This window comes from Microcoleus sp. OTE_8_concoct_300 (assembly GCF_031383065.1).
GTDB lineage: Bacteria > Cyanobacteriota > Cyanobacteriia > Cyanobacteriales > Microcoleaceae > Microcoleus.
The window spans coordinates 1-13,450 of sequence record NZ_JANMZH010000683.1 but is presented as its reverse complement, the minus strand read 5'-3'; the positions used below and the strand labels follow the sequence as shown (position 1 = coordinate 13,450).

The window sequence follows — 13,450 nt, the reverse complement described above, 5'->3', positions numbered from 1 at the left end:
CCTGAATCTAGATCCGATTCCTGTGTACGGGCATACTGGCACTGATGATGTCGCATTTAGCGGTAAGCGAATCAAGAGAGGTTTGTACAGAACATCAATCGGTCAATTAATCAACTCCGATGTCAACGGGTCTTACAATATTCTGAGAAAAGCAATCCCAAATGCGTTCAGCAATGGGATAGAGAGCTGCGTAGTTCAGCCGAGGCGGGTCAATCCGCTCAAAGTACAAACGAAAGGGGAGGGACTTAATGCCTCCCATGTCATGCGATAAATGACTATCCTTTTACTAGCTATAAATTAAGATGCACCGATCGCAATTCACCCATCGCCAATAGCCCAAGGAAAACTCAAAATGTCAGATTCGCAAGATACTTTCATTTTCAACAATCAGCCACTCCGGTACAACCGACTCAAGCACAACAACCATCCTCCCTCGGAGCGAGCGGTAGAAATACCCATAGCCTGCAACTTTCTTGCCGGATTGCAGGATAAAACCAAACTGCTGGAAGTGGGCAACGTGCTGCAATATTATCCCCAACTGATCCCGACAGATGACTTAATTCAAGCTAGAAGAATTATCGACAAATACGAAACTGCTGTGGGAGTAGACAAAATTGATTTAATGGATGTCGATCCTCAACAGAAGTATAGCGGTATAGTTTGCATCTCTACAGTAGAACACATAGGACAAGGATCTGACCCGAGTCAAGCTTACGGTGAATATCTGGAAAAATCTGATTGGCAAGCGCCTTTAAAAGCGATCGCCAAAGTCTACGATTTGCTGTCAGATAACGGTAGAGCACTGATTACAGTACCCTTCGGCAGATTCCTCGAAAGGGGGTGGTACATCCAGTTCAGTCAAGAGTATTTGCACCTATTATTCGAGCTATACAATATTCCGAAAAATGCCGTTAGCACCAGTTATTTAAAATTAGTTAAAGTTGACGAATCCCAGCCGCAGCCTTCTGTTTGGGTACAAGCAAATCCCGAAGAAATCGTCAGCGCGCAATACAATTTACCTTTTAATTTTGCAAATGCGATCGCCGTCCTAGATATTACCAAAATTCCCGCAACTCGATCGGCATTGACTCAACCCCCAATCGGCAACAAGCAGCCACAGGCATTTAACAGAGTCACAAGCAAACTGTGCGTCAACCGCGATTTTCAGACAGATTACTATCAGCATTGGATTGAAAAACTCAAAGCTCCCACAATGATTCACCGAAAATATTGGGAGTGGGTTGTCATGTGTCAAGCTTTGAACGAAAGAGGATTTCTAAAAGCCGGAAAAAAAGGCATGGGTTTTGCGGTTGGCAACGAACCGCTACCGTCAGCATTCGCTTCTTTGGGCTGCGAAATTGTCGCCACAGACCAAAGTTACGACATTCCCGAAGCCAAGGAAGACTGGGCGACAAGCGACCAACTTTGCCGCGGCAAACAAGCTCTTAACGAGAAAGAAATCTGTCCGCCAGAAATTTTTGACAAACTTGTCAGCTTCCGCGAAGTTGACATGAACAATATCCCTGAAGACTTAAAGCAAGGTGAGTTTGATTTTATTTGGTCTTCCTGTGCCTTTGAGCATATAGGATCGATCGAACACGGACTCAGATTTGTCAAAGAATCTCTGAAATGCTTAAAGCCCGGCGGTATGGCAATTCACACAACAGAGTTCAACTGTTCGTCAAATGCAGGAACCTTAAACGCACACAACTTAGTATTTTTCAGACACAGAGACATTGAGCGTTTAATCGGTGAACTAACAGCCGAGGGATATCGCGTAGAACCTCCAGATTACTGGATGGGCGATAGCAAATACGATTTGACGCCGATGAAACAACCTCACAATCACCTCGCACCGCACCTAAAAATAGAATTGGGCGGTCACGTTGCAACTTCCTTGCTGTTGATAGTCCACAAACCCCAGGAAATATATACAGAATCTTACCCGCCAGTCTATGCGGATGGGGAAAAACAGCGGGAGTTGAGCAAGATTTTTTATGACATATCCGTACTGGGATACGGACACTACGAGTCGCGTTCTCGAACCGGTGTTGCCCGAGTCATAGAGAATATCGCCTCGGGTTTAATTGCCTCGAAACAGTTCGATTTATCTTTTGGCGCCACTCATTCTTGGTACGCCGTGAAAAGTTGCCTGGATTACTTGCAGACTCAGCCAAGTTTTCGGGGGATACCTTTGGCTCACTCCAGCTTTTTCAGAATTTTTGAAAGCCAATTAATCGAGCTTTACAAGATGCTAGAAAACCGGGAAAAAATCTTCCCGGAACAAAGCCAAGAACCCCAATCCAAACTCTTAATAGACCAATTAAAAAAATACCTTTCAAATTCGATCGGCATTTCCCAGCAGCGCAGCCATTTAATCGACCAGGAGAGCTTGAGCGAAGCCGATATTTTCCACGCCACATTCTATCACATTCCGCAGCAAGCACGCGAGTGCAAAAAGCTCAAAAAATTTGCCACTGTTTACGATTTGATTCCCATCATCTTGTCGCAGTTCTTTATCGGTAAAAATGATGCCGACTACCAGAGAATGCAGGCATCTTTAAACAGCTTAACGGCCGAGGATTACATTATATGCATATCTGAAGCCACCAAAAACGATTTGCTAAATCACGTCAAACTCAACCCGGAAAGAGTGTTTGTGACTCATCTAGCTGCAAATACGGCTTTATTTTACCCCTGCAATGATGCGGTAAATATGGCATCGGTCAAGCACAAATACGGCATTGCCGACGCACCGTATATCTTGGCCGTCAGCACCTTAGAACCTCGAAAAAACCTCGAACACGTCATCCGCTGCTTCGCTAAAGTCGTGCAGCAACAAGGTATCAAAGACCTCAACTTAGTTTTAGTCGGCGCTAAAGGTTGGGAGTACGAAAAAATCTTTCAAGAAATTGCTAACTTCGGTTTGTCAAAAGACCGTATCATTATAACTGGCTATGTAGCCGATGAAGATTTAGCCGCCCTGTACAGCGGTGCGATGGTTTTTATTTACCCGTCGCTGTATGAAGGTTTCGGTTTGCCGCCTTTAGAAGCCATGCAGTGCGGGATTCCTGTCATCACCTCGAATAATTCATCGCTTCCCGAAGTAGTCGGCGATGGGGGAATTATGCTCGATGCGGCAGATGCTGACGGACTTTGCCACAGCATTCTCAAACTGTACAGTACACCTGCTTTCCGGCAAGAAATGTCTTTAAAGTCGCTAGCGCAAGCGAAAAAGTTTAGCTGGGAAAGGTGTACTCAAGAGACAATTGCTGCTTACAAAACAGCTTTGTCTGGTTGAGAAATCCCAGCAGGTTGACTGCGTAATTCCTGTCTGTCATTCGCAAGTGTTGCGAAGAATCTCAAACCCTTTCAACACCGCCCTTGAGTGCCTAAGTCCTATCAGTGTAAGAAGCGAGTTAACGGAGTATGTCAATTGCACGGGAGCATCAAATTAAAGTTATTTACGATATCTCTGTCCTCGGACAGGGACACCTGCACCAGCGCGCTAGAACCGGCATTTTTAGAGTAGTTGAAAGTATTGCTGAGAATTTGGCAAACTCGAAAGAATGCGATTTGTTATTTTGTGTCAGTCAGTATTTGTATTTGTTGGATGCGAGTTTCGATTATCTGGAAACTAATCCTAAATTAGCGGGTATTCCCCTGCTGCATTCGAGCTTTGCCAGGGTTTTTTACAGGCAGCTACTCGATGTTTACAATATGCTGGGTCTTCAAATCCAAGCAAATGATGCTGGCAATGCTGTCGCGGAAAAAGCTGTTTTTGACTATTTGAAGAACACTTTAGGAAATGCCGTTCAAATCATGGGCGGTTCCTTTGTTCCGGTAGATGCTAATAATTTAGAGTCAGCAGATATTTTTCACTCGCCCTACGATGAAATACCTGTTTCGGCGCAAACAAGTAAAGCTCAGATTTTTTTGACTATTTATGACTTGATTCCTGTTTTGTACCCGCAGTTTTTGCTGAGCGAGCAAATCCCTTTACTTTACAAAAAAACCTTAGCAAGCATCTCTCAAAAGGATTGGGTGATTTGCATATCGCATTCAACTAAGAATGACCTTTGCAATTATCTCAAGCTTGACGCTTCGAGAGTTTTCGTCACGCATCTCGCTGCGGAACCGACTGTATTCTACCCCTGCGGCGATGCGGAAAAACTTGCTTCGACTCGCCGCAAATACGGCATTCCAGATGCTCCTTATATTTTGAGTTTGGGTACATTGGAACCTCGGAAAAATCTCGACGGTGCAATCCGCAGTTTTGCTAAACTAATTGAGGAACAAAATATTAAAGATTTATATCTGGTGTTAGTGGGTACTCCGGGATGGAAATACGATAATATTATGGCAGAAGCTTCTCAGAAAAAAATTCTCAAAGATCGGATAATTTTTACAGGATACGTCCCAGAATCGGATTTGGCAGCGCTTTACAGCAGTGCTTTAGCATTTGTCTATCCGTCGTTTTATGAAGGTTTTGGTTTGCCGCCTCTGGAAGCGATGCAGTGCGGAGTACCGGTGATTACCTCAAATACATCTTCGCTTCCCGAAGTAGTTGGGGAAGCGGGAATTATGGTAGATCCAAAAGATACCGAGGCGCTTTGTCATAGTATGCTGGAAATCTACAACAAATCATCACTGCGAGAAAGTATGTCTTTAAAATCCTTGGCACAAGCTAAACTTTTTAGTTGGCAAAGGTGCACTCAAGAAACTATCGCTGCTTATCGAACTGCTTTATCGTAATTTGACAGGAAACTCACCAATCATGAAAATAGTTATTGACGGGATATTTTTTCAAAGCCAGCAAAAAAGCGGGATTAGTCGCGTTTGGCAGTCTTTGATGGAAGAATGGGTAAAATCAGGTTTTGCTGAGAATATAGTAATGCTGGATCGCGCCGGCACAGTACCGAAGATTGCAGGCATTCAATATCGCTCGATTCCGGTTTACGATTATAACAAAACCGATGCTGACAAACAAATGTTGCAGCAAATTTGCGATCGAGAAAATGCAGATTTATTTGTTTCTACCTACTATACAACACCGATTTCGACGCGATCGGCATTTGTCGCCTACGATATGATACCCGAAGTTACCGGAGGCGACCTCAATAATCCCATGTGGCGAGAAAAACATCATGCTATCCGTCAAGCATCTTCCTACATCGCCATTTCCCAAAACACGGCCCGCGACTTAGTAAAATTTTTCCCCGAAATATCTCCCGCATCAATTACTGTCGCTCACTGCGGCATTCAAAAACATTTTTATCCTTCTAGTCTACCAGAAATAGAAGCATTTAAAACTGCAAACCGGATTGATAAACCCTACTTTTTAATAGTGGGAGAACGTCTGGGATTCAACGGTTATAAAAATACGATCGCTTTTTTTCAAGCTTTATCGAGACTCAGCAGCAAGTCGGGATTTGATGTTGTTTGTACTAGCGGTCAACCTTCGCTAGAACCTACTTTACAACCGTACACTGCTGGTGTAAACGTCCACCTGCTGTATTTGGGCGACGATGAATTAAGAGCGGCTTACTCGGGTGCGATCGCCCTGATATTTCCCTCGAAGTATGAAGGTTTCGGACTGCCTATATTGGAAGCAATGACTTGTGGTTGTCCCGTCGTCACTTCTCCTAACAGCTCGATTCCAGAAGTAGCAGGCGAAGCAGCGTTTTATGTAAGCGAAAATGATATCAATGGACTGGGAAATGCCCTGCTTGACATGCAGAAGCCGGATATTCGCAACTCGTTAATTGCTGCCGGACTTGGACAATCCCGCAAATTTGCTTGGTCAAAAATGGCAAAAACAGTTAGTTCAGCGTTGATGCAAGCCTGCGGCAGCCAACAGCAAATCCAGGCGAAAGCGCCGGAAGCTCCAATCTTATTGTCAAGCATTATCGAGCAATACCAGAAAAATTCCGCTGATTTATCCGCCCTAGCAAATGTCCGCCAAGCTAGAAAACAAATTGCTGAAATTTGGCTTAATTTACCAGCCGAACAAGTTGCAAGTTCCTTTGCAGGCGATGTCGGCAAACAGCACCAAGCGCTGCTTGCCGGCGACATTAGATATGAACCGCTAACAGATACAGAAGAGGCTTTTGTGAGCGAATTAGTCGCTAATGTGGCGAAAGGATTTAACGAGCCAAAAGCCATCAATTACCTGCTCGCAGCCATGCTGTATCGGCGGGCAGACCAATTGCCGCTCAAGTACGATCGCGCTACAGTGCCTAATTGGTTCGCCAACGAATATCTCAAATTCATGTTTACTTGTACGAACCTATTCCAAAACCAAGGAGAAGCAGACAGTTACTATCAATTCATTCAAGGCTGGGTGAATTACATCCATAGCAATATCTTCAAAAATCCCGATTCCCAACTTTGGCAAAATATAGCTTTATTTTTCTCGCAAGTTGCGAACTTTATCCCGCTGTACTTTACCACGGCAAACCTGCGCAATATTTACACGAAACGGGCGGAAATAATCGAGTTTTCGCTCAAAAATCGCGGCTGTTCAATTGATTGTATCTTCCCGGCGCGATCGCCAAATCGGACAAAAATCCGCCTCGGCATCATCAGCGACCATTTCGCACCGCAAACCGAAACCTTCGCTACCATCCCGGTTTTCGAGCATTTAAACCGCAACCATTTCGAGATTTACCTGTACGCGCTCAACACCAGCGGGCACCAATTAGAACAGTATTGTCAAAGTCGCGCCGACAAGCTGGTTGCACTTCCGAAAGACTTTGCATCGCAAGTCCAAACAATCCGCGCCGACGACTTAGATATCCTGTTTTTCGGTACGAATTTAACAGCTATTAACAAACCAGTTGGCTCCCTAGCAATACACCGTTTGGCGAGGGTACAAACTACATCTTTCTGTTCCCCGACAACCACCGGAATCCGCCACATGGATTACTACATCGCAGGCCAATTTACCGCGCCCGATGCTAGTTATCAAGAACAATATCGGGAACAGTTGGCTGTTCTCGAAGGCAGCGGTTTTTGTTTCAAATATGCAACAGAATCGGAAGTGGCTACAGTTAAACCTACCCGCCAAAGTCTCGGAATTTCAGACACAAAAACAGTTTTCATCTCCGGCGCCAACTTCTACAAAATTTTGCCGGAGTTGAGAGAAACTTGGCTCAAGATTTTAGCGGCAGTACCCGATTCAGTCTTGATTTTATATCCCTTCGGACCGGCTTGGACTCGCACTTATCCAACCACACCTTTTGTCAACAATCTGAACGCTGTCTGCGCTAAATACGGCGTGAATAACAACCGCTTGCTGTTCGTAAAACAACTGCCTAGTCGCGCGGATGTGAAAGAATTTTTGCAGCTAGGAGATGTTTATCTCGATTCCTATCCTTATGCTGGGGCAACATCGTTAATTGATCCTTTGCAAGTAGGATTGCCGACGGTGGTTGTGGAAGGAAATGCTTTGCGGTTTCGCCAAGGTTCGGCGATGCTGCGGGAACTACAAATGTCTGATTTAATTGCGTATGACGAAGCATCTTACATTCAGCTAGCCGTTACCCTCGGCACTAACCCGCAATTGCGGCAGCGCTATCGGCAGGAAATTCAGCAGAAAATGCAAGGTAATCCGCGGTGTTTTGACAGTGTTGCATATTCTGGGGCGATCGGCAAATTATTCCAAGAACTCTTTGGCAAATGGCAAACCAGCCACCAGGAAGCATCCCGTAGCTTACAAGATAGCATTCCCAAGCAGCCAGATTTGGGCGAGATCCTCTCGAACAACGTCAACCTTTACCAAAGAAACTCTTCAAACATCTCAGCAATATCCGAACTGCGTCAAATCCGCAAACAAATCGCTGATTTTTGGCTAAACCTTCCCGCTGAAAACCTCGAAACCGCCTACAAAAGCGCTTCAGGTAATAGCTATCAAATCCTGCTCAAGAGCGGCTTCCAACATCAAGCGATGATAGAAAGCGAACAAATATTTTTGCAGCAATTAACCCTGATTAGCAAAGGATTAGTGCATCCGAAAGCTGTCAACGCCTTGCTGGGGGCGATGCTGTATTTCCCGCCGGGAACCATGCGAATTCCCGACGCTCGCAACCGTTTGCCGCATTGGTTAATTGGGGATTACGAACAAGTTTTTGAGACTGAAGCCGCCGTCAAGTCTGATTCAAGTTCTGACTTGCTAGCTCAATACATTCAATCGCCACAATTTACGAATCAACTGTTAGGATGCGTCAATCTTTACCGCATCGATCCGTCAGACGAATCGGTAGTTTTGGAACTCCGCCAAATCAGAAAACAAATGGCGGATTTTTGGCTGACTGTGCCTTCAGAGAAACTCGAAAATTTTTACCGAGGAGACGTTCGCAAGGGATATCAAGCAATACTTAGCTGCGGCTTGCAAGCAGAATCAATGACTGAAGCCGAACAGCAGTTTTTGCAGAAATTGACTGAAATTAGCAAAGGGTTGGTGCAGCCTCAAGCTATCAATGCTCTGCTGGGTGCGATGCTGTATTTTGTACCGGGTAAAATGCGGGTTCCCGATGCTCGCACCCGCTTGCCGCAGTGGTTGCTTGAAGATTACGAAAAGGTGTTTGAAAGCGCATTTGCGACAACAGAACAAACAGTTGTCAAACAAGATTATCTGCCGGAGTTTCTCAATCAATTAACTGCTGCCGTCAATCTCTATGAAATCGACCCGACGGCTGAATTGGTAATAGCAGATTTGCGGCAAATTCGCAAGCAAATTGCCGATTTGTGGCTGAGCGTTTCCGGCGAAAAAGTAGAAGTTTTGTACCGGAGCGATTTTGGTAAGGGTTACAAAGCAATTCTGGGCAGCGGGTTTATTAACGAGCCGCTGCATGAGAGCGAGCGCGAGTTTTTTAATTCGTTGGTTGCTGAGTTGAGTAAAGGGTTTGGAGCGCCTAAAGCTGTAAATAATTTGTTGGCGGCGATGCTGTATTGTCGCCTTGGACAGTTGCGGGTTCAGGATGCGAATACTTGTTTGCCTCCGTGGTTGTTGGCGGATTACGAGCAGTTGGTTGGGGGTGCGGTTAAGGTGGCTGTTGGCTGATGAAAGGCGCAGATTTTGAGATTTGGGATTACTTGCTAATCTCAAATCTCAGGATTGAAACGAACCGCGAAGACGCTTATGACACGAAGGAAAAGAATAGAAGGGAAGAGAAAGATTTGAGAAATCATTGTGCCTACCCGTAGTAATTTAATTTAACATGAGTTCTGCCTGCTGAGTCTCAAATAAGGGGCGAGTTACCTGACGCACTAGCACTGTTTCTAAACTCCCTTCTACTACATTTGCTGCTTCTATTTCCAACTCGCCCCACAATAGCCGATCGCCTTGATTGGGCATTTTACCTAAATTGTGGATCAGGAATCCGGCGATTGTTTGGTAAGCTTGGTTAGTCGGCAGGTTTAACCCGAGTTTTTCGTTAACTGCTCTCACTTCCCAATTGCCAGAAATTAGTGCCGAATGAGCATCTTTTTGAACGAGAGTTGCCTCGGAAGGGGACAGCAGCGGTTGAGACTCTTTACTGGTAATCCAACCAGTCAGCAGCCGCACGGTACCGTTGAGAATTGCTAGCAGCGGCCACAGTAATTTTGAGCAGAGTTCCAGGGCCGGCATCAACAGCAAAGCGGTGCGTTCTGGGGCGTGGGTTGCTAATACTTTGGGGATTAGTTCTCCTAAGACTATTTCTACGTAAGTTACAAAGATAAAAGCTGCGGGAACTGCGATCGAATGAGCAGTCAGCACCGCCGGCAAATGACCGATCGGCAGTTTGTCGATCCACGGTTCGATCCAGTGTACAGTCGCTCCCTCACCCAACCAACCCAACAGCAAACTCCCTGCTGTTGTGCCAGTTTGAGTCACCGACAGGTAATGCGGTATGTTGTTCTGAGCTTGGTGGACGAGTTCGGCGGTTTTAGCCGTTGGGCGATCGTCCAACTGGGTAAGTTGGCGGATTTGATAGCGATCGGCTGACACTAATGCTAGTTCAGACGCCACAAAAAAGGCGATTAAAAGTGTTAAGCCCAGCAACATTGCTAATCTCAGCATTGTTTGAGCGACTTCTATTTCTAGGCAGGTAATGTTGTTCAAGATAGATATCTAATATGATAGAGGTTTGAGGTTAATTCTTTTATTTTAGCTTGCGATTCAGATAGGTTGAACCCCAGACATTTCGGATATCCGCACTACCCCTATTCGTAGGTACGCAATGCGCACCTTACCCGTAGAACTTGTGAACTCTTTCTCTTTTCTTCCTTCGCGCCCTTCGCGTCTTCGCGGTTCGTTTTAACTGAGATATTGCACCATTCTCAATTACTTGTTTAGGAACAGGCATCTTGCCTGTTCCACAAAAGATGAATTTTATTGTGGAACAGGCATCTTGCCTGTTCTTGACAATGGTTCGTTTTAACAGAGATATTGCACCAATCTCAATTACTTGTTTAGGAACAGGCATCTTGCCTGTTCCACAAAAGATGAATTTTATTGTGGAACAGGCATCTTGCCTGTTCTTGACAATGATGCAAGACCTGTTCTTGACAAGGGTGCAAAATGTGAGTTAAAAGAAAGAATCTAATTCACAAAGTCCGAACTCATTGCTGTATCAACTCTCCCTTACTTCCCGCAGCGAGTTAATTTCCGTAAAAGTCTGATCCGGATCGGACTTCAACCCGCCTTGAATGTAATTCAACTTCACTTCTTCCAACAAATCCGACAGCAGCGACTGCAATTCCCCGAGAGTTTTCTCATCTTGCAATTCCCGCCGCAAACTTTGATTAAATTCTTGGCTGAAATTATCGAGAATTTTTCTACCTTTATCGTCTTCATAAGTAGTAGATACCACATCAACAGCAGTTTTAGCCAAATAATTCGCTAGCTGTTCCGTCATCTCCGTCGGCCAAATGTTAATCGGAGAGAAATTTTGCAGGATTTGATAAAAATCCGACTGTTTGATTGTTGTTTCCAAATTGTGGTGCAGCAATTGTTCCAAATCCGGTTGCACCTGCGGCAAAACTTTGTAAATTGTCAGATCCAAAATCCGCTTGGTAATTTGTTCGATCGTATTTTCCTGATTAACATGAAGGTACGGCTGCTGCTGCGCCAGCAACACCTGCGCGGCATCGCCCTGTTCGATCGAACTTTTAGCTTGATTGATAAACCGCACCATCATGTATTCCGACATCGTATCGGCTAAATAAGCCACCGGTTCGTAGGTAACTTGAGCAACTACGCGATCGAGATTCACCAAACCCGACTTGTGCAGCCGCACCAATACCGGCAGAATCCGCCACCCGTGCCAAATCGGGATCACCAGAAACACCTCGTACCAGCGCCTCAGCACAAAATCAAACCAAGTTACCCCCGGTTTACGGCGGGTATGGAACAAACTTTTAATCAAAAATTCTGCCCCAAAAAAACCGATAAAAAACGTATCAATTCGCCAAAACTGGTCAGCGCTTTTCAAATATTCGGGATTTGGCAAACTCGAATCAATGCCTTTAATCGGGTCATAAATTTTAACTAAACCCGGAAAAAAGCTCTGATAAATAGGGCGCAACTGAAAGTAACTGAAATGGAAAAGCACCAGCAAAAAATTTACCACCGCTACTAATGCGCTCAATTTTGCCCAAGACATTGCTTTTTTGGACAACAAGTTTACATCACTGCTGTTAACAATTGTGTTGGAATCTGACATAAAAGTAATTTTCCGGATTTGCTAATCGATAAATCTATCTTGTGGCCGACGCTAAAAAACCCCTAACCTCTTAAAATCCCTTGGTGAACGCTAAGTATAAGGAAACCAAAAGCCGTGAAATTAAAAACAGTCATATCGCTGCTCAAACAAACTTTTAGTGAATGGCAAGAAGATAAAGCGCCAACCCTAGCCGCCGCCCTAGCCTATTACACAGTCTTCTCCCTCGCCCCGCTGCTAATTATCGTAATTGCGATCGTCGGTTTAGTCTTTGGTGCAGAGGCAGCCCAAGGTCAAATCGTCGCCCAACTCCAAAGTTTAATCGGCAAAGATGGCGCCCAAACAGTCCAAGAACTCATCCTAAAAGCCTCCGAACCCAAGTCGGGAATGATTGCTACTCTAGTCGGCATCGCTACACTTTTGTGGGGCGCTTCTAACGTGTTTACTAATCTTAAAGAAGCCCTCAATACTATTTGGAATGTTTCACCGCCCCCCGGACGAGGCATCTGGGGATTCCTGCAAGACCGCATATTGTCTTTTGCAATGATTTTAGGCATAGGCTTTCTACTGCTAGTATCTTTAGTCATTAGCGCCATTTTAGCCGCCGTCAGCTATTGGTTGAACGGCTTGCTGCAATTACCAGTCGGCATTTGGCAGATTGTGGACTTTGCTATCTCCTTTGGCGTAGTTACGCTGCTTTTTGCCTTAATTTACAAACTTTTGCCCGATGTCCATCTTGCCTGGAATGATGTTTGGATCGGCGCCGCCATCACCTCAGTGCTGTTTACGATCGGCAAATCCATAATAGGAATTTACCTCGGAGGTAGCGGTATTGCCTCTACCTACGGTGCTGCGGGCTCCTTCGTGATTATCCTGCTTTGGATTAATTATTCCGCTCAAATTCTCTTCTTAGGTGCCGAGTTTACCCAAGTTTGGACTAACCGATACGGATCCCGGATGCCCGGTTCGCAAAAGAATATCCTCAACAGCGAAAACGGCGAATCCTCCCCACGCAAACAGCGGAAGAAGTCTTAACATTAGACAAACGGGAAATTTGAGGTTAAACTCGCACTCCGGGTGTGACACAAGAAGCCACAATCCAGAAGGAATAAGCCAGAAGGAAGAGGGAAAAAGGCAGAAGGCGGAAGGCGGAAGGAAAGAAAAATTTTGAATGCAATAATTTTGCTTTTTTTTTCGCTAGCCCTATAATATTCGGTCTTCGGGACGACCGACTTCTGCTTTCTCAAAACCCCTACTTATTTATCCAGAGGGGTAAAATTCTACCTTCGGCTGACCTCGCATCTCTAGCAGCAAGCTGAAAGCAGGCTCGAGTTAGATATTGCTAGGAGGTGCGAGTTTGACACCGGGCAGAATACGAAAAATTATTCCCTTCACCCTCGTTGATTTATATTTAGATTATCTAGAGTTTGAGCTGCTGCACGTCTCTGTCAGCAGAAGGAAGTCGTCTTTCAATTTTTACCTACAACTTATCCCTGAAGGATGATTGAACGATCCCGCATTTTGACTTTAATAAAAATGAGCTAGAAGATGCGAGTCCCGGCGCCGCAGCCAAAATTACACTTTCAATCTTCTCCTGAAATATTTCTGTCGGGGCGACAAGTCGCTTATAACGCTGATAGAATAAGCCTCATAGCTCTTATTCCTTGTTGGTAATTAGGTAGTTTATGTGGAGACAAAGACATTAATTCAACAACAACCTGCCAATTACTAAACATCGAATCGAC

Annotated in this window: 7 protein-coding genes and 1 pseudogene; 6 read left to right on the top strand and 2 right to left on the bottom strand. The window is 45.0% G+C overall.

The window, feature by feature from the left end; all coding sequences use genetic code 11:
• The 4 genes and pseudogenes from ACUVJL_RS30985 to ACUVJL_RS30970 form a co-directional block, all read left to right on the top strand.
• Positions 1–271: pseudogene (locus ACUVJL_RS30985) on the top strand (RNA-guided endonuclease TnpB family protein); the annotation flags it as partial.
• A gap of 81 nt (positions 272–352) precedes the next feature.
• Entirely contained in the window at positions 353–3,301 is a 2,949-nt protein-coding gene (locus tag ACUVJL_RS30980; RefSeq protein WP_445249338.1) for a glycosyltransferase, read from the top strand.
• Positions 3,302–3,429: 128 nt separating this feature from the next.
• Positions 3,430–4,755 carry a glycosyltransferase family 4 protein gene (locus tag ACUVJL_RS30975; protein WP_445249337.1) on the top strand — a complete coding sequence of 442 codons (1,326 nt, stop codon included), beginning with the start codon at positions 3,430–3,432 and terminating at the stop codon, positions 4,753–4,755.
• A gap of 22 nt (positions 4,756–4,777) precedes the next feature.
• On the top strand, positions 4,778–9,064 hold the full coding sequence (locus ACUVJL_RS30970) for an O-linked N-acetylglucosamine transferase family protein (protein WP_445249336.1): 4,287 nt from the start codon (positions 4,778–4,780) through the stop codon (positions 9,062–9,064).
• Between the two features lie 147 nt (positions 9,065–9,211).
• Here the strand turns inward: ACUVJL_RS30970 and ACUVJL_RS30965 are convergent, their stop codons facing one another.
• Positions 9,212–10,105 (bottom strand): CNNM domain-containing protein, encoded by an 894-nt coding sequence (locus ACUVJL_RS30965; protein ID WP_445249335.1) that lies wholly within the window; start codon positions 10,103–10,105, stop codon positions 9,212–9,214.
• A gap of 245 nt (positions 10,106–10,350) precedes the next feature.
• Between ACUVJL_RS30965 and ACUVJL_RS30960 the strand changes: the two genes are divergently transcribed.
• On the top strand, positions 10,351–10,575 hold the full coding sequence (locus ACUVJL_RS30960) for a hypothetical protein (RefSeq protein WP_445249334.1): 225 nt from the start codon (positions 10,351–10,353) through the stop codon (positions 10,573–10,575).
• A gap of 41 nt (positions 10,576–10,616) precedes the next feature.
• Here the strand turns inward: ACUVJL_RS30960 and ACUVJL_RS30955 are convergent, their stop codons facing one another.
• Positions 10,617–11,708: a hypothetical protein gene (locus ACUVJL_RS30955; protein WP_445249333.1), complete on the bottom strand. Its 1,092-nt coding sequence runs from the start codon at positions 11,706–11,708 to the stop codon at positions 10,617–10,619.
• Between the two features lie 114 nt (positions 11,709–11,822).
• On the opposite strand from ACUVJL_RS30955, the gene ACUVJL_RS30950 reads away from it, so the two are divergent.
• The gene (locus ACUVJL_RS30950) at positions 11,823–12,740 is read left to right on the top strand and encodes a YihY/virulence factor BrkB family protein (protein ID WP_445249332.1); all 918 of its coding nucleotides are present in this window, start codon (positions 11,823–11,825) and stop codon (positions 12,738–12,740) included.
• The last annotated feature ends 710 nt before the right edge of the window (positions 12,741–13,450 follow it).